The sequence below is a fragment of the Wujia chipingensis genome (genome assembly GCF_014337155.1).
Taxonomy (GTDB): Bacteria; Bacillota; Clostridia; order Lachnospirales; family Lachnospiraceae; genus Coprococcus_C; species Coprococcus_C hominis.
Map to the genome: position 1 here is coordinate 722,501 of NZ_CP060632.1, position 18,678 is coordinate 741,178.

Below are 18,678 nucleotides of genomic sequence, written 5' to 3' on the forward strand. Positions count from 1 at the left end.
CACCGAAGCTTAGGAATCGAAAGATTGGTAGAGGAGCATTGAATACGGAACGAAGCAGTACCGGAAGGAGCTGTGGACTGTATTGAAGAGAGAATGCCGGAATGAGTAGCGAGATTTAAGTGAGAATCTTAAAGGCCGAATATCTAAGGTTTCCAGGGTAAAGCTGATCTTCCCTGGGTAAGTCGGGGCCTAAGGCGAGGACGAAAGTCGTAGTCGATGGATAACAGGTTGAAATTCCTGTACCGCATATATTCAGAAATGTGGGGACACAGATGGAAAGTACAACCCGGGAATGGATAGACCGGGGCAAGCGAGGTAGGAGAATGGCAGGCAAATCCACCATTCAATCTGAAGACGTGACGCGTACCGAACAAGAGTAGGGAAGTGTATGAGCCAGCTGTCGAGAAAAGCCGCTATTGTGATATATGCGCCCGTACCGTAAACCGACACAGGTGGATGAGGAGAGAATCCTAAGGCCGGCGGGAGAAGTGTTGTTAAGGAACTCGGCAAAATGACCCCGTAACTTCGGGAGAAGGGGTGCCTCGGAAGAGGCCGCAGAGAAATGGCCCAAGCAACTGTTTAGCAAAAACATAGGTCTATGCAAAACCGAAAGGTGAGGTATATGGGCTGACGCCTGCCCGGTGCTGGAAGGTTAAGAGGAGAGCTTAGCGCAAGCGAAGGTTTGAATTTAAGCCCCAGTAAACGGCGGCCGTAACTATAACGGTCCTAAGGTAGCGAAATTCCTTGTCGGGTAAGTTCCGACCCGCACGAAAGGCGTAATGATTTGGGCACTGTCTCAACAACACACCCGGTGAAATTGAAATACCAGTGAAGATGCTGGTTACCTGCGCCAGGACGGAAAGACCCCATGGAGCTTTACTCCAGCTTGATACTGGGATTCGGTACTACCTGTACAGGATAGGTGGGAGGCTTCGATCACGGGACGCCAGTTTCGTGTGAGCCGCTGTTGGGATACCACCCTTGTAGTACTGGATTCCTAACCTACAGCCGTGAACCGGCTGGGGGACAATGTCTGGCGGGGAGTTTGACTGGGGCGGTCGCCTCCGAAAGGGTATCGGAGGCGCTCAAAGGTTCCCTCAGAATGGTTGGAAACCATTCGAAGAGTGCAAAGGCAGAAGGGAGCTTGACTGCGACACCGACGGGTGGAGCAGGTACGAAAGTAGGACTTAGTGATCCGGTGGTATAAAGTGGGATTGCCATCGCTCAACGGATAAAAGCTACCCTGGGGATAACAGGCTTATCACTCCCAAGAGTTCACATCGACGGAGTGGTTTGGCACCTCGATGTCGGCTCATCGCATCCTGGAGCTGTAGCAGGTTCCAAGGGTTGGGCTGTTCGCCCATTAAAGCGGTACGCGAGCTGGGTTCAGAACGTCGTGAGACAGTTCGGTCCCTATCCGGCGTGGGCGTAGGATATTTGAGAGGAGCTGTCCTTAGTACGAGAGGACCGGGATGGACGGACCGCTGGTGTATCTGTTGTTGTACCAACAGCATGGCAGAGTAGCCAAGTCCGGCAGGGATAAACGCTGAAGGCATCTAAGCGTGAAGCCCCCCTCAAGATAAGATATCCCATCATAAGAGTAAGACCCCTTGAAGACTACAAGGTTGATAGGCTTGGAGTGTAATCGTGGCAACACGTTCAGCTGACAAGTACTAATAGGTCGAGGGCTTATCCTTAGAGGTTTTGAGAACGGAAAGATGGATTGTTAAGAGGTTAGATATAAGATCTTTGTATGAAGTTCTGAAGGTATATGTTACCTTTTATCATTGTGTAAACAATGGTGGATGGCCCGGTGGCTCAGCTGGTTAGAGCGCCGCCCTGTCACGGCGGAGGTCGTGGGTTCGAACCCCATCCGGGTCGCTTGTAGCGAAAGCTACATAATTAAATATATGGGATCTTAGCTCAGCTGGGAGAGCATCTGCCTTACAAGCAGAGGGTCATAGGTTCGAGCCCTATAGGTCCCACTTAAACTGATTGATGACAGCATCGTATATGCCGATGTGGCTCAATTGGCAGAGCAGCTGATTTGTAATCAGCAGGTTATCGGTTCGAGTCCGATCATCGGCTTATCAGTTTAAAAATTTGGGCGGATTCCCGAGTGGCCAAAGGGGACAGACTGTAAATCTGCTGCTTTATGCTTCGGTGGTTCGAATCCACCTCCGCCCACTTTTCCTATTTAGGAATAATTTAATATCGCGGGGTGGAGCAGTCTGGAAGCTCGTCGGGCTCATAACCCGAAGGTCATAGGTTCAAATCCTGTCCCCGCTACTAATTACATAAGATACATGCCCAGATAGCTCAGTTGGTAGAGCAGAGGACTGAAAATCCTCGTGTCGCTGGTTCGATTCCGGCTCTGGGCATCTTTTTTATTCGGCGGAAACCACGTAGAATCAAGGGGTTTCCGCCGTTTTTTTATGGTTGAAAATCACTTAGGTGTGCAAAAGGTGTGCAGAAATTATGAAAACAGAATTAAATATTTGACTTTCCCCAATACCCTTCAATGGCTGCCTGGTTCAGTCCTTCTCCAATGACGATTAAGATTGCCTGACCATTTGGAATTGGCTGAATTTCTGTTTTTTGATGTGTAACGTTGAGGGAAATCCACGATCCATCAGAGAGTTTCTGAAATCCCTTGATTCGAAATACTTTTCCACATGCAGGATCATTTAGGATTTTGGTGCAGGATTCTTTCAGAAATTCTTCTGTGAAATCCATATTCATAAAATATAAGCTGTCGTATGTTTTCTTATCATCAAACCATAATTTGGCGTAATCTGCGGAATGATAGCCAGAGGAAAGGATGGCTTTGAAATCTGCATCGGTTAAATCATCCCAGTTTTTTTCTAGTGTAATAGAAGGAGTTGGTTTCTTTTCAGTATGGAGAATCTCAAAGGATTGGTCTACATAGTTTTTGGTAGAGATAAGTTTCTCCGAGCTTACTTCCTGAACATGACTGTATAAAAGGGCACCAGCCTGTGCTACCTGTGACGCGAGAAGATAACGGGAAGATTCGGATAATGTCTGTTCCAGATCGGCATCTACGATGGTAATTACATTTCCGATTTCATACCAGCGGTCGAGGGGGGATTCGTGTAATGCATCGAAAAATTCGTCCATATCGAAGATACCGGATGGCTCTACAAGGACACGATCGTAGCCGCACATGCCCATAGCGATCAGCTTCGTCTTGAACCGGCGGCGGTGGCAGTCGGCATCACAGCCACCTGCAACCATTTCCAATGTACAGTGATCCCCTAAGATATCCTGCAACAGCATGGCATCAACATTCACGGCTCCAAAATCATTTTCGAGGATGCCGATGTTCATTCCCTGTTGCAACAAGTAGGTGGCGTATTTTTTTATAAAAGTTGTTTTGCCGGAACCTAAGAATCCGGTAATTAAATCTATTTTTATCATTTTTATAATCTCCTTTTCAAGAAATGTGTAATTTGCAGATTTATATTTCTATGCTGTTGTTCATGGTGTTTCTAAAATCAAGTTCATTATATAGTTGTCCGAAATGAGCGTCAAATATATTTTCTACGGTTACATAAGAAAATATCTCAATAGCAGATTGTTTTGTTGTCAATCTGAACGGACGTGACATAGAAATAGTATAAGAGAATGTTTGCGGAGAAAAGATGGATATTTCAAGTTATGTAACGGTGCTGCCGATTGTGATCATTTGTTATCTGGTTGGAATCGGGTGTAAGGCGAGCAAGAAGATCAGCGATAAGACGATTCCGGTGATTGTCGGCATCGTGGGAGGAATCGTTGCGGTGCCTGCTATGTATGTAATGAAGAGCTTCCCGGCAGAGGATATTATTACAGCAATCTCAGTTGGAATTATGTCCGGATTTGCATCCACGGGGATCAATCAGGTGTATAAACAGAGCAAAAAAGAGGAGTGAAAACAGGCAAATAAACCAATTTTGACGGAATACGCACCAATTATGCATGAACGCAAAAAAACAAAAATTTATGTGATATTATGTAAAAAATGACAGATTATTTATGTAAAAGTAAATAGATTTGCGAAGGATAAAACATTTAGGAGAGTGTGTGCAATATGGTTGAAAATAATGTGGAGTCAGTAAGGGAAAATGACCGTTATTTGGAGGCAATTATCAATCGGAAAAAGAGGACAATCCCGATTGCATCTATAGAATATGTAGAGAGCAGAGGACGGAAAATCGTCTTGCATCTGGGGTGTGGAGAGATGACATTTTATTCGAAGATTTCCGAGATTGAGGAGAAACTGGTCAATAATGGATTTGTCCGCGTGCATCAGAGTTTTATGGTTCGCATGGCAGATATATCGAAAATAAGCCGTACAGCTATAAAGTGTGGGAAGATAGAGGTTCCAGTGAGCCGGAGGTATTATGGAGAGTTGAGGAAGATTCTGGAGTGATAAAGACAAAGGAGAGAATACATGGATAATAAGGAACAAATAACAACGAGAACTTATAAGATCAAGGCAATTGTAATTGGAATTCTGGCTGTGATGGTATATATAGCAAGTCAATATGTGATGTTTTGTAATCTCCCGATTCTAGAATCTACAGGGGAACGTGTGGAGACTGACTTTCTCAAGTGGGTAATAAATAGAAACATAGGTTGTATTGTTCTTGGAATCATCCTTATGCTTATCCCATATGAGTGGTTGGCAGATAAATTCATAAAGAGTCATGAAAAAAAGTTAAAAAAATCAGCGTCGTATAGAATCTGTACGATTATAGGCGCAGGCATTTTGTTACCAATTGTAGCAGCGTTGTTAGCCATTGCAATTCCCACAGGTCATCCGGATATGGCAATCATTTGCTGTGCAGGCAGTGTGATTGCTCTTGGTATATTTGTATTTCCGCTATTTGAAAATAAATTAAGTTATCAGGGATATATTGCGATAGTTGGCTTTATCAGCATGGTATTGGTTTATGTATTAACATTGTATCAAAAACCGGAGTATACAAATGATTTCTATAGATTCCAAATGCCTGAAGATAGATTACAGTATTTATTTATATTGCTTATTTTTCTTTCGATAATAATTGCTGCATTTGTACAGTGCATTACTAAAAAAGAAAGTTCTCTAAAATATAATATTTTAGTATTTATATGGATAGCGATCATAGCAATCTTTTGTTGGGGTATTGTGTTTAATCTTCTCGGTATGGCGGGGGAAGATGGATTTACTTTGAAACTCCATAGCTTATATATGCAATATATGGATTTTAGCATGTCATCGTTTCATCCTTTTTTTATGAGCTTATCTGGAATCCTTGCAGTTAATATTGTCTTTTCTGCAGTTGCGGTAAAATGCACATCTGAGTATTCAATAGGCAGAGCAGATGTTTTACGCTGGGTAACTATTATGTTTGTAATGTTAACTATATGGCAGATTGGCGTTGGATTTACGAAGCCATATGATAGATGTGATTCTCTTGTGGCGGATTATACCAATGCATTGTTGATATTTATATTTTTGCGGGCAATGATTATTACAAGAAAAACAGAGCCGGAGATTGTATGTGACTTTGATTCAGAGGAAGATAGGAGTGATGATTAAGAAATGTTCTAAAAATAGGAGGTTATAATATATGTATAGTATTTTTGATGATGGTTGTAGTTATGAGCATATACTGTTGTTGTTTAAGATTCCTGTAGAACAAAATAAAATAGATGTCAAGAACTCTAACATTAGTAAGGAAACGGAAAAACATAAGGTTGCAGAAGATAGAAAACAGTTATGTTCATATGAGGGGAATAAGGTATACGATTCGTTTAATCCTTTTTTGAAAAGGGAAATAGGATGTTTTGATATGGAAGAAAATGTATATCGAAATAATACATTGATAGGTAAAGTAGATACAGATGGATATACATATTACAGTAAAGAACAAAGTGATTATCAAAATATAGAGAAAAGACAAGGATATGCAGAAAACAATTCATTAGGAAATGTATTAATAGATTGTTTCGGAGCTGAATATTTAGTTGGAGCCTGGATGGATTTAAAGTTTGAACGTATGCAAAAGGTTCTTTTGATAGATGTTTTAATGTGGATATTCTTTATAATTGAAAATTTATTAATAGGGGTAACATGCGTAAATTTTTTTGTGGATGCTCCCAAGGGAATTATAATTTTTCCCTGCGTAATAGTCAGTATATCAATGTTTAATTTTATTAGAAATAAAAATAGAGCGACCGTTTTAGAAATTATCAAAACTTTTTTCTATGGGATTATTTGTAACATGATTAGACTTGCTGGAGTAGTTTCAGAAATTTATGGATTATATTATTTATATATTTTTTTCATGTATTTGACAGGTAATAAATAAAGTGTTAGAAGCAGGCAACGAATTAAGTCATAAAATGAAAATATATAGTATTAACAAATATGATATGAGGAATGATTAATAAAAATATTTTGATGACAAAAGAAGTATATGACCAAATATTGGATACAATTGCAGTCCAGCCTCCTGAAACCGGTGGAGTGTTAGGGAGGAAAAATGGAATAATATGCAAATATTTCTATGATGATAATGCAGATATAAACCAGTATAGATATGTCCCTAATGTAGAAAAAATTAATACAATTTTAGATCAATGGTTAAAAGATGATATTGAGTTTGCGGGGATAATACATAGTCATCCAGAAGATGTAAATGAGTTATCATATGCGGATATTCATTATGCAAGAAAAATATTACAAGAAAATAGCCTTGAGTATGTTATTTTTCCATTAGTTGTGAGAAAAACATTTTATATGTATTTAATTAAAAGTAACAGTATATATCAATGTGGGATAAGCGTTATAGATAAAATATGTTAGAGAATATGTTACATGTACAAAGATTTTGTAGATCTTTGTTTATGTATAAAGTACAAGAGAAAGGAGAAAAAAGTTATGGAGGAAAAGAAAAAAGTAAAATTAAGCGAGGGAACATGCTGTGCGTATTGTTGTGGAGACTGCGGATGGTCTGAACCTGGTGGAGACAGCAGTGGAAAAATCTGGTGTACAAGAAATAAGGCATACTATTATCCTTACGAAAGTTCGAATGGATGTAGTGGGTACTTTACAAGAAAGTAATCCATAGGACGAAGGGATGAATGTGAACATTAATATATACATTCATCCCTTTTAATGTAGAACTACAAAAAACATCTGCTTTTTAGGGAAAATCCAAATGGGCAAGATGCTTCATACAATATATGACATAAAGATAACTGGAGGTTTAAGATGGCAAATTTATTTGATATTGGTTCAGGGGGATCGCGAATTAGATATTTTGTATGCAAGTCAAGTGAAGAAATTATTATGAATACATTGGAATTAATAACAGCAGATGAGTATTTGTATAGGGTTCTTATAAATGAAGGATACGAGAGGATAGTATTCCTTGATGAAGATGTATCAGCCTTTTCTTATGATGAATTCTCGAAAATGTCGTTTGAAAAAGTTAAGGAATTTGAGAAGGAAAATAGAAGATTGTCAAAAGAGGAAAAAGCGGAGCTGATAGATAATATAAAAAAAAGTGCCGGTAATAATGGTTTAAGTGCTTTAAAATTAAATAATTTAAAGAGGGCGGGAACACCCACAAAACCTGAATCAGATGAGAAACAGCCAAAGCAGCCAATGTTTGGTAAAAGAAAAGTAATATGGACAGAAACACAGTGGAATTCTCATGTGGGGGAGTGCTTGTCATCGGAATATATAAAAACCGCTTTGGTTATGCCAATATCTCGATTTTTTGGAGGAGAATATAAGAAGCGAGGGCGTATGTTAACGAGAAACCTAAATGATGCGGCTAGGACGAAAAATGTAGTAATCTTCAAACTTGATAATGAAGATCAATTTTTGGTAAATTGGGCAAATGATGAAGCGGTTAGGACGATGGACGGCGATATGGCAACAATTTATGGTAACCATGTAGCTGGGAAAAAGGCAAGTATTTCAGATATTTTAAAAAAAAGATTGATAAAAGTGTCAGGATTAAATAGTAGTGATATAGCTAATTGTATATTGCGATTAAAATATATAGAGTCAGATAGTCAAAAAAGGTATTTTGCTAATCTAAATGTGACTCAGTCTTATTTATTAGGACGATCTATATTCGAACATGTTGAAAATAAGAAACCTATTGTGGAAGATAATGATGATACTTTTGTTAGTTCTGATGTTGGAACTAGAACAATTTTCGATATATTGAAAAATTACGCGAATTCTATAGTGGAGGAATATAAAGATAAGATTGATGATGAAGAATGGGACTATACACCACACAGTGATGTTAGTAGTTATGGTCTTGAGAGAGTTAACTTAAGATATGCTAAGGATAATATAAAGTCTAATAAAATATTTGACATAGAGGAGGCTTTTTCCGAAGTAATTGGATTAGACGATGTAAAAAACTTGATTCGTAAATGGAAAGCTAGATTAAAGGTACAGGAGCAAAAAAAAGATATTGGTAGTAATAATACTATGACGAGACATATGATGTTCAAGGGAAATTCTGGTACAGGAAAGACAAAAATGGCAAGGATAGTTGCAGATATTTTATATAATATGAATATTCTTAAAACAAATAAGTTGGTAGAAGTAAAACGCTCTGATCTAGTGGCGGGATATGTAGGACAAACAGCTACCCAAACACGAGAAGTAATAGAGTCTGCATTAGATGGAGTTTTATTTATTGATGAGGCATATTCGTTATCAGCAGGAGGAGAAAAAGATTTTGGAATAGAAGCAATAAATGAGCTTGTTAAGATGATGGATGACAACAGGGATAGACTTGTGGTGATTTTAGCTGGATATAGTAAAGAGATGGATGATTTCTTAGATAAAAACGATGGATTAAAATCTAGGATTCCCAATATTATTCAGTTTCCCGATTATGAAGTAGATCAGTTGATGCAGATTGCACAGGGAATGTATAGTGCGCAAAGATATGAATTAGATGAAGCTGCAAAAGATGTACTGAGAAGCAAGCTAGAAGCTGCCAGTCATGAAAGGAATTTTGGAAATGGAAGATATGTTAGAAATCTGATGGAGGAATCAATAAATAATCAAGCATATCGATTAACTCAAAAAAAAGATTATTCACCATCTGAATGGAATATTATATTGGCTGAAGATATTGACGCTCAATTGACTGAAGATATTGACACCCAAATGAAAGGAAAGGAGTTTGATCTTGAAGCGGTTTTTAATAAGATAATAGGATTAGATACTGTTAAAGAAATTATCAGAGCATGGAAATCGGAGCAGGAGATACAAAAGAAGCGAAAAGAAAATGGCCTCCCAGTGGATGAAACTAAAACCATGCATATGATGTTTACAGGAAATCCAGGTACAGGAAAGACAACTATGGCAAGGATAGTTGCAGATATTTTATATAATATGAATATTCTTAAAACAAATAAGTTGGTAGAAATAACACGAGCTGATTTAGTGGGAAAATATGTAGGGGAAAGTGCACCTCAAACGCGAAAGAAAATTGAGGAAGCATTAGATGGAGTTTTATTTATTGATGAAGCATATTCGTTATCAAGAGGAGGGGAAAATGATTTTGGTAAAGAAGTAATAGATGAGCTTGTTAAGATGATGGATGAAAACCGGGATAGACTCGTGGTGATTTTAGCTGGATATGGTGACGAGATGAATAATGTCTTAGATAGTAATGCTGGATTAAAATCTAGGATTTCCAATATTATTGAGTTTCCTGATTATACAGTAGATGAGTTGATGCAGATTGCTCAGGAAATGTATGGTGCTCTACAATATGAATTAGATGAAGAGGCAACAGATGCATTGAGAAGCAAACTAGAAGCTGCTAGTCATGAAGAACATTTTGGAAATGGAAGAACAGTTAGGAATATATATGAGAAATCAGTAAGCCAGCAAGCTTTAAGACTATCAAAAAAAGAAGTAGGGAAAGAAGAACTAACAAAGATAATTGCAGAAGACATTAATGGGATATTATAGCATTTTTTACTGTAAAGGTTAAACAGTATAAATTTGAGAAATTTAGATGAGAAATTTGGGGGTAGAAAAAATGAGTTGTAATGAAAATTATGCTAATGGAGTTATAAAGTCAAATAAGAATTTCAATCTTGAGGATGCTTTTTCTGAATTAATTGGATTGGACAGTGTAAAAAATATAATTCGTGAGTGGAAAGATATGTTAGAGGTACAGAAGGATACTGGTATTAATAACACTATGACGAGACATATGATTTTCAAGGGAAATCCGGGTACAGGAAAGACAACTATGGCAAGGATAGTTGCAGATATTTTATATAATATGAATATTCTTAAAACAAATAAGTTGGTAGAAGTAACACGAGCTGATCTAGTGGCAGAATACATAGGACAAACAGCTCCTAAAACACGAAAAGTAATTGAGTCTGCATTAGATGGAGTTTTATTTATTGATGAAGCATATTCATTATTAGGAGTAGGCGAAAATGACTTTGGAAAAGAGGCAATAGATGAACTAGTTAAGATGATGTATGACAACAGGGATAGACTTGTGGTGATTTTAGCTGGATATGGTGACGAGATGAATAATGTCTTAGATAGTAATGCTGGATTAAAATCTATAATATCCAATATTATTGAGTTCCCAGATTATACAGTAGATGAGTTGATGCAGATTGCTCAGGAAATGTATAGTGAGAAAAAATATGAATTAGATGAAGCAGCAACAGATGCATTGAGAAGCAAACTAGAAGCTGCCAGTCATGAAGAACATTTTGGAAATGTTAGATATGTTAGAAATCTGATGGAGGCATCAATAAGAAAACAAAACTCTCGATTAAAGAAAAAAAAGGATTATTTGCCATCTGAATTGGATATTATATTGGCTAAAGATATTGACGCTCAATTGACTGACGATATTAACACCCAAATGAAAGAAACGGAGTTTGATCTTGAAGAGGTTTTTAGGAAGATAATAGGATTAGATAGGGTTAAAGAAATTATCAGAGCATGGAAGTTGGGGCAGGAGATACAAAAGAAGCGAAAAGAAAATGATTTCCTAGTGGATGAAACTATAACCATGCTTATGATGTTTAAAGGAAATCCAGGTACAGGAAAGACAACTATGGCAAGGATAGTTGCAGATATTTTATATAATATGAATATTCTTAAAACAAATAAGTTGGTAGAAGTAGACCGCTCTGATCTAGTGGCAGGGTATGTAGGACAAACAGCTCTTAAAACACGAAAAGTAATTGAATCTGCATTAGATGGAGTTTTATTTATTGATGAAGCATATTCATTATTAGCAGGAGGAGAAAATGATTTTGGAATAGAAGCAATAAGTGAGCTATTTAAGATGATGTATGAAAATTGGGATAGACTTGTGGTAATTTTAGCTGGATATGGTAAAGAGATGGATGATTTCTTAGATAAAAACGATGGATTAAAAGCTAAGATTTCCAATATTATCGAGTTCCCTGATTATACAGTAGATGAGTTGATGCAGATTGCGCAGGAAATGTATAGTGCGCAAAAATATGAATTAGATGAAGAGGCAATTGATGCACTGAGAAGCAAACTAGAAACTGCTAGTCATGAAGAACATTTTGGAAATGGTAGATATGTTAGAAATCTGATGGAGGCATCAATAAGCCGGCAAGCTTTAAGATTATCAAAAAAAGAAGTAGGGAAAGAAGAACTAACAAAGATAATTGCGGAAGACATTAATGGGATATCATAGCATATTATTTTAGATGTTAAACAGTATAAATAAAAAAATTTGAGAAAGTTGGAGGTAGAAAAATGAGTTATAACGAGACTTATGTTAATGATGATGCATGGAGAAAACGTCAAGAAGAAGTTAAGAAAGACGAGGCATTTGTAATAAAGACAAAATCAAAAATAGAGGAGATAGATAGATATATTAACAATAAGAAAAATGATTATGCCAATATATGTAACAACAATGAAAAAAGGCTGGATCATGCGTTATCCTCGTTGATGGATTCGTTTAATAAATCCATGAATAGCGTAAAAACAGCAGGGGATATGGCTGTAATTAATGCAAAAAATAATTTTGAAAATCAAGTTTCTGATATTCGGAGCGATATTAAAAAGACTGGAGCAGATATATCAATAATAAATGTAAAAATTAATGAAGTAGCAACTGCTTTTAATGAGACATTTAAAAGTATTGTAGATGCTCAAAATAGTGAAGCTGATAAGGCGAATTGTTATGCAACTCATTTGAAAGACATATTAGATCAGATTTCACATTTATATCCAGAGATACATAAACCAATGGAGTATAACGGCTTGGTCAATATATATAACAATTTAAATAACAATATAAGTTCTGGAACTTATCTGGCAGGTATTGCAGTAGCTCAAACAGGTATATTGGAAGCAAGTAAGCTATTAACTGAATTAATTGCAATTAATGAGCGTGCGAATATTATGTTAGAGGAAATATATAAGGAATGTTCAGATGTAAAGAAAAACATGATGAAATTGACATCTGATGAAGCAGTGTTATCAATTGTGGTTGATGGAGAAACAGAGGAGTATGAATACAATATTCGCCGCTGGTCGGAACGACTTTGTGATGGATTGAGTTTTAATGATATCGAGAAAGAATATTGTCAGCAAGAGGAAAAACTTGGTAGAACTTGTTCTATAGAGGAGTTACAAATAATTAAACAGAATTTAGATGTAATTAAAAGAAAACTTTCACTTTGTGACAGTGAATCACGAGAACTTATGATGGGTGCTGTTGCAGCAGCAAGCACTGCAGAGTCGATGGTATCGGCATTAAATGCTGCAGGTTGGGATATAACGACGGTAGAAAATAATGATGAAAGAGATCCTATTACAATGAAAGGGGATGATGGTGCAGGTAATGAAGTTGCGGTGGTTATTTCATCAGGTGGTGAAAGTCCTTCCGTGTCATGGTATATCGATGATGACGATTCGGTTCAGAAGGAGATGAAGGAAGAGGCACTTCGTAATGAGTTATGTGATTGTGGAATAGGTACAGTTTATACGGAGAGGGATATTAAGAATTGCGAAAGAATCAATTCAGCAGATGATTTTGTAGACAAGACCATGACAGATTCGTTGATTTAGTAATAAGTTTTCTTTGTTTTTGCTAATAAGTAGATTTTTAGGTGAAATGGAGATTCGGAGGTACGTTATGTATGTAAATAATTCTGTATATAAAAACTTCGAGAAGAAAGAAAAAAATTTAAAAGATGCTAAGAGGAGTTTTTTAGATGAACTTAAGCTGAAAGAGGAAAAAGCCAGACAGGTTGATGCATCCTTGGATGAAATAATAACAAAACAAAATAAGGAGATGGATATTAAATTAGAGGGGGTAAAAGGCACTCTTGAAGACGAACTGTCCAGTTTAGACACTGAAATAAGATTAAATATCGGACGCATGAATGTCGAAAATAAACAAAAAATTGATGCGATTAAGGCTGAATTGTCACAAGTTAAGTGGGATGTTGATAATGTGAACAGGAAAGTCGAAAAGGTTACGAAGGAAATAAATGATCGATTTGCCGAAATTCAAAAGAAATTAAAAACAAACGAAGAAAAAGCTCTGGTATATAAAATCAGCCTTAAAGATTGCTTTGATAAAATGAAAAAATTATACGGGGAATTACTCTTGCCCAATGAGGTAAATGAGATAGGAGAAAGTATTCGGTTCATTCAGGAAGATATAAAAGGGGAGTCGTATGAAGCTGCTATAGCGCTTGCGCAGAAGAAAATTGTTGATGCTACAAGGTATTATGCAGAGCTAGAGATTAAGAATGAGCAATTCAAAAGTCTATGCAATAAAATTAGAAGTGTAGAAGAACAAATAAACCAATATGCGGATATTCCATATGAGGAGATGGCATCAAATGATGGGAGTGTACCAGAGGAGGAAAATGTAAAGTATTGGTCAGATGGCGTTCATAAAATACTGATAGAAAATTACAATGTAATTACAGCAGATGAGGTTAATTATGAAAAACAGATGGATATTGAGGGTCTGCAAAGATCGTATGATTTATTAAATAAGTTGCTTGAGGATTTTCAAGCTTGTTTGGATTATGCCCTTCGCAGAGCGGAGGATTTTAATGCTTTGATAAGTATTGCTGAAACGCTTACTAATATAATGGAGTCAGAAGGCTGGACGGAGACAGGAAGTAAATTTGTAGACGGAGATTATAGAAAAAATTATATTGGTGAATTTGACAATGGGGCAGGACAAGATGCAGTTCTGGAGGTGTTGTCATGTAGAAATGTAAACAAGGTAAGACTTCGAAATGGAAAAACCGAATATCAGACTGGAGATATTGAATTTGTTTTAAATTTATATGGTTACAGTGAAGAAGGAGCCAGAATCGTATGGGAAGAAATTATTAGTAAGTTCAATGGAGGAGGAGTAACTAAATATGAACCTAAAGGAAAAGAATCAATGTATGAAGAGTATGAGGCACTAAGGGAAAAACGAATAAATAACATGAAACAGGTTCTAAGTTTGGATGTTTAGTTAAAAATTAAACAATAAACGATTAGAGAGGTAAGCAGTATGAACATAGGATTGGATTTTGGAACTACATATTCTGTAATATCAAGAGTAAACAAAAGATCTGATGCGGCAGATGATTATAGTATAGATGCATTAAGACTCAAAGCAGCAAATTTAAAGGAAAGCATAAGTTCATTGGTTGTAAAGGATTCAAGTGGTAATTTAGTGTGTGGTAGAAACGCGTTAGGAAAAATGAAAGAAGCTGGATCTGTAGTGTATAGAGGATTTAAAATGATGCTTACAGAGAAAAGCAAGCAAAAACGCCATGATCGTGGATATGATGAAGTTATTACTCCAGAAAAGGTTACAGAGATTTATATAAGATTTTTGTTTGATCAAGCACGTGCTTGTGAAAGAATCCCTGTGGAATTTGATAAAGTGGTAGTAGGTGTTCCTGCCGTATGGTTTGATAGTAATAAGGCAAATGATAGTCGAGTGTTTATAGAGGATATTGTAAAAGAAAACAGTAGAGCAAAAATGGTAGAGGTAATAAGTGAGCCGGAACTTGCTTGTGCGTATTTTACAGATAATTATTACAAGAACAGGAAAGAACATTATAATGGAAAGATTCTGTTAGTAGATTATGGTGGAGGTACATTGGATTTGTCACTCTGCGATGTGAAATATAATGGAGAACGTTGTGAAATAACTTTAGTAAGGCGATCAGGTGCGGGAATATCAGATGGAAGCAACAACTTAGGAAGTGCAGGTCTGGCATTTATCGAAAAAATTTTGGAATTGGTTTGTAAAAGAAATGGAATTGAAATGAATAACCAAGATAAAGATTATTACGATTGCATTAATGATATTGAGGGAGCGTTAATTGAAGGAACTGATTCATTTTTTGACAATAATAAAATGACTGATGAGTTGGTATTTTCTTATGTGTTTGATGGAGGAATGAAAGAACTTCTGGAGGAAACATTTTGTGATATATATGTATCAGGAGAAAATTATAATATCACATATGGGGATTTAAAGAAGGCATATGATGTTGTGATTAATCCGGTATTAAAAGAAAAACTGGATGATATGAAAGGGTATATAGATGCTAAAAAAATAGAAAATGAAAATTTAAAAATTGCAATGGTTGGAGGTTTTTGTAATTTTTACTTAACTCAAAAACAGATATGTAAGAGCTTTTCTTATGGTGGGATGGATGATCCAAGATTTAAAGATATGATGAGCAATGTCAGTGATTGTGAAAAAGCTATATCGTATGGAGCAGCATTAGTTGCTGAGGGAGTCATAGATATCAAGCGGGTTGCACCATATCATATAGGGTTTGCAAGTATGCGAAATGGCAAACTTGATAAGGTTTACTATGCAGTACATAAAGGAGATGTGATTGCTCCAGACAAGGTTTATTGGCGTAGTGAAAATTTTAGTGGAAGATTACGGGATATTGTTATAAACAGAGCGGATACGACAATCGAGGATGCAAGGATGGATATTCATGTGGAACATGGGGAACTCGATGGAGAGTATTTGGAGAGTTTAGATAGTATTACTAAGGCAGATGTATTCAAATTTGGGATATCCCTGGATAAATCGTTAGTGATAACTGTGCATGTTAGAGTTCAAAAACAGAATGAGAATGGTGAATATGTAGACCTGCCTGAAAATACTCAACCGAAACCAATTAGATTAGGAAATATAGATTCAATATTAGGGTCTTTGCGAACCGTCAAGTAAAAAGGAGGTTGCCAATGTTTGAGATTACAAAAAAATACATAAGAACTTTAGAGGAGAAAGTACAGGATGATTATCCAATCTCAATTGATAATTTGGTGGAATTACACAATAATATTAATGAAGATGTATTCCAATATGACGATGATCCAGAACGCTCTTTGCAGGAGATGGAAGTGGATGCTCCAAATACTTTACCAGCAAAGCTTTTAAGAATGCGTAATGCTGAAAAGTGTATGTATGATGTTAGTATAAGAAAAGGACTGGCACAAGTGCCTGCATTTGTGCAGAAAAAAATAAATGAACTTTCAGAGAAACTGAATAATGCAGATAAAGAGCTGAAAGATCTTGGCATAAAATTAAAGAAAATGGAAGAGCAAGAAAAAACACTTCAGGAAACAAGAGGTGCTCTTGTCGAAAAAGAGAAAGCATATAAAGACGTAAGTGAAAAAATATCAGAAAATAAGGCAAAGATAGAGGAACTCGAAAAAGTAGATTTGGATGCGTTACGGAAACAAAAACAAAAGTATGAAAGTGACTTTAATAAACGGAATGAGGAATTTATCACTGCTGATAGTGAGCTAAAAAAAGCAAAACAGGACTATGAGATGGTTGAGAATAACTTACAGGAAGCAACAGAAGAAAAAAAGAAAAAAGAAGCGGAAAAAGGAAAACTGGAAAAGAGATATAAAGAAACAGTTAAAAGGATAGAAGAGTTGCCCGACGAAATAAAGAAACTAGAACGAGACGTAGATGAGCAGGAGAGCATATATGAAGAGAATACAAAAAAATTGGAGGAAGAAAAGAAAAATCTGCAGGATAAACTAGAAGAAATTAAAGTAAAAGAGAGGGGAGTGGATGAGGACATCAAAGAACTGTCAGGGATATATAAAATGGTATGTGATGATAAAGTAGTAATAGATTTGTATTCAATTGATGGAGCACAGGAAATATTAAAGGTAGATGAAGATGGCAGAGTAGGTATTCTTCCAAGAACGCCCCAAAATGTAGAGGAATTAAACTTGTGGTTTGATTCCATGGAGAAAGTAATAAAAGAATTAATATATATATATGGCAAGGAATATAAAAAGATATTAGATCTGATTGTAAAGAGAAATAAGGATATTGGTAAATAAGGAGGGGTTAAATATATGAAGATATGTAGATGTTGTGGTCGCTCGATGGAGAACTCTGAAATGAAGTGCACCAGATGTGGTTGCCAATATGTAAATACATTAGATGATGACGCGGAAAATAGAGAGATTCAGAGATGCCAGGATATGAGAAACAAAATCATACTTCCTAAGATAACGGAGATTGCTGTAAATGCATATGAATATCAGTTAAGAGGAGCAGATGGCGGATTGGAGAGCAAGGGCAGGAAAAAAATTATTTTGGCTGATGGAGTTATGTGTTCAGATAGAATTTATTGGTCTCCAGTGTCGTTTGGGCAGTGGTTATATAGTGAAGAGGCACAGGATCTGGAACTGTCTTATAAATATGCTGGTAAAGAGTATATTATATATGCAAAGATTAAGCCGATAAAGTGTGATGATTATTGGCGAGTTGGGTTATATATTGATGCAAAATTAAATTTATGGATTTATGTAGGAACAGATAAGAAATATAGTAAAGCTGGACCGTATGAGATAACATTAGCCTAACACGGGGGAGAATATACATGAAAAAGTGTCCAAGTTGTAATGATTATGCGTTATATGATGATGAGATAACAACATGCCCATTATGTGGAGCTACATTGGTTACATATCGACGTACTGTAGTACATAGAGCAACTGGTAGTGTGGTAAAACCTGTGTCAAGTAATGCCACCGTAAACAGATCAGGAACAGGGGATTCACAGTCGTCTTCTGTCAGCGCAGAACCGAGTTTTGAGACAAGAGAAGGTTTTCGATATATTTACAGAGGAACGGTTACAGAGGTAAATTCTCATGCAAGATACCATAATAGACTAAAAAAAATAATTAATGCGATATTTAGAGGAGAACCATATCAGTTTGGAAATACATCTCATGAGACGGTTTTCAGACTAGAAGAATTTCACAGAGGACGTTTGTCAGGTAAAAAAAGAGACTTGATATTTTATGGAGATATAGAAGGGCGCTTAAATTATGGAGATGATGTGCGTGTGGTAGTGAAGAAAAGAGGAGACAGATATGTAGCGACAAAAATATACTCAAATGAGACAGAGTCACAGATAAGGCCAACACCTCAGATACCAGCGATATTTTTTTCATTACTTTTGCTTCTTGTAGTTTTTCTCAGTTACTACCTTGTTAGTTCGGGGATAGTGGTGGCACTGCTTGCGAAGGTTGTAACATATGCAATATTGATTATTGCATTTTTGATATTTATTAAAAGTTTTTTTGGAGATTAG

The 18,678-nt window shown here is 36.4% G+C and carries 15 protein-coding genes, 6 tRNA genes and 1 rRNA gene (1 of these 22 running past the window's edge); 21 read left to right on the top strand and 1 reads right to left on the bottom strand.

The annotated features are described in order from the left end of the window. The 7 genes from H9Q76_RS03480 to H9Q76_RS03510 form a co-directional block, all read left to right on the top strand. Positions 1-1,697, top strand: a 23S ribosomal RNA gene (locus H9Q76_RS03480); it begins 1,182 nt to the left of the window's first position. 110 nt (positions 1,698-1,807) lie between these two features. Next, a tRNA-Asp gene (locus H9Q76_RS03485) sits at positions 1,808-1,881 on the top strand. A 31-nt stretch (positions 1,882-1,912) separates the two neighbouring features. Further along, a tRNA-Val gene (locus tag H9Q76_RS03490) sits at positions 1,913-1,985 on the top strand. 30 nt (positions 1,986-2,015) lie between these two features. Continuing rightward, a tRNA-Thr gene (locus tag H9Q76_RS03495) sits at positions 2,016-2,088 on the top strand. Between the two features lie 17 nt (positions 2,089-2,105). Continuing rightward, a tRNA-Tyr gene (locus H9Q76_RS03500) sits at positions 2,106-2,187 on the top strand. A 28-nt stretch (positions 2,188-2,215) separates the two neighbouring features. Next, a tRNA-Met gene (locus tag H9Q76_RS03505) sits at positions 2,216-2,289 on the top strand. 19 nt (positions 2,290-2,308) lie between these two features. Continuing rightward, a tRNA-Phe gene (locus tag H9Q76_RS03510) sits at positions 2,309-2,381 on the top strand. Between the two features lie 109 nt (positions 2,382-2,490). Here the strand turns inward: H9Q76_RS03510 and H9Q76_RS03515 are convergent. Then, entirely contained in the window at positions 2,491-3,438 is a 948-nt protein-coding gene (locus tag H9Q76_RS03515; RefSeq protein ID WP_249321623.1) for a GTP-binding protein, read from the bottom strand. 224 nt (positions 3,439-3,662) lie between these two features. On the opposite strand from H9Q76_RS03515, the gene H9Q76_RS03520 reads away from it, so the two are divergent. From H9Q76_RS03520 to H9Q76_RS03585, 14 genes are all read left to right on the top strand, one after another. After that, complete coding sequence (locus tag H9Q76_RS03520) at positions 3,663-3,932, top strand: phage holin family protein (RefSeq protein WP_021984411.1); 270 nt, start codon at positions 3,663-3,665, stop codon at positions 3,930-3,932. Positions 3,933-4,090: 158 nt separating this feature from the next. Beyond that, the gene (locus H9Q76_RS03525; RefSeq protein WP_249321625.1) at positions 4,091-4,432 is read left to right on the top strand and encodes a LytR/AlgR family response regulator transcription factor; all 342 of its coding nucleotides are present in this window, start codon (positions 4,091-4,093) and stop codon (positions 4,430-4,432) included. A gap of 21 nt (positions 4,433-4,453) precedes the next feature. Beyond that, positions 4,454-5,587, top strand: coding sequence for a hypothetical protein (locus H9Q76_RS03530; protein WP_249321626.1), 1,134 nt, complete (start codon positions 4,454-4,456; stop codon positions 5,585-5,587). A gap of 31 nt (positions 5,588-5,618) precedes the next feature. Further along, complete coding sequence (locus tag H9Q76_RS03535; protein WP_249321628.1) at positions 5,619-6,359, top strand: hypothetical protein; 741 nt, start codon at positions 5,619-5,621, stop codon at positions 6,357-6,359. A gap of 71 nt (positions 6,360-6,430) precedes the next feature. Then, positions 6,431-6,856: a Mov34/MPN/PAD-1 family protein gene (locus H9Q76_RS03540; protein ID WP_249321629.1), complete on the top strand. Its 426-nt coding sequence runs from the start codon at positions 6,431-6,433 to the stop codon at positions 6,854-6,856. Positions 6,857-6,931: 75 nt separating this feature from the next. Next, positions 6,932-7,114, top strand: a complete 183-nt coding sequence (locus H9Q76_RS03545) for a hypothetical protein (RefSeq protein WP_249321631.1) — start codon at positions 6,932-6,934, stop codon at positions 7,112-7,114. A 150-nt stretch (positions 7,115-7,264) separates the two neighbouring features. Continuing rightward, the gene (locus tag H9Q76_RS03550; protein ID WP_249321632.1) at positions 7,265-10,009 is read left to right on the top strand and encodes an AAA family ATPase; all 2,745 of its coding nucleotides are present in this window, start codon (positions 7,265-7,267) and stop codon (positions 10,007-10,009) included. 70 nt (positions 10,010-10,079) lie between these two features. After that, positions 10,080-11,747 carry an AAA family ATPase gene (locus tag H9Q76_RS03555; RefSeq protein WP_249321633.1) on the top strand — a complete coding sequence of 556 codons (1,668 nt, stop codon included), beginning with the start codon at positions 10,080-10,082 and terminating at the stop codon, positions 11,745-11,747. Positions 11,748-11,809: 62 nt separating this feature from the next. Beyond that, positions 11,810-13,132, top strand: coding sequence for a hypothetical protein (locus tag H9Q76_RS03560; RefSeq protein ID WP_249321635.1), 1,323 nt, complete (start codon positions 11,810-11,812; stop codon positions 13,130-13,132). 67 nt (positions 13,133-13,199) lie between these two features. After that, on the top strand, positions 13,200-14,549 hold the full coding sequence (locus tag H9Q76_RS03565) for a coiled-coil domain-containing protein (RefSeq protein ID WP_249321636.1): 1,350 nt from the start codon (positions 13,200-13,202) through the stop codon (positions 14,547-14,549). A 39-nt stretch (positions 14,550-14,588) separates the two neighbouring features. Next, positions 14,589-16,283: an Hsp70 family protein gene (locus H9Q76_RS03570; RefSeq protein WP_249321638.1), complete on the top strand. Its 1,695-nt coding sequence runs from the start codon at positions 14,589-14,591 to the stop codon at positions 16,281-16,283. 14 nt (positions 16,284-16,297) lie between these two features. After that, positions 16,298-17,416, top strand: coding sequence for a GumC domain-containing protein (locus H9Q76_RS03575; RefSeq protein ID WP_249321639.1), 1,119 nt, complete (start codon positions 16,298-16,300; stop codon positions 17,414-17,416). Between the two features lie 15 nt (positions 17,417-17,431). Next, positions 17,432-17,944, top strand: coding sequence for a hypothetical protein (locus H9Q76_RS03580; RefSeq protein ID WP_249321641.1), 513 nt, complete (start codon positions 17,432-17,434; stop codon positions 17,942-17,944). 17 nt (positions 17,945-17,961) lie between these two features. Then, on the top strand, positions 17,962-18,678 hold the full coding sequence (locus tag H9Q76_RS03585) for a hypothetical protein (RefSeq protein WP_249321642.1): 717 nt from the start codon (positions 17,962-17,964) through the stop codon (positions 18,676-18,678).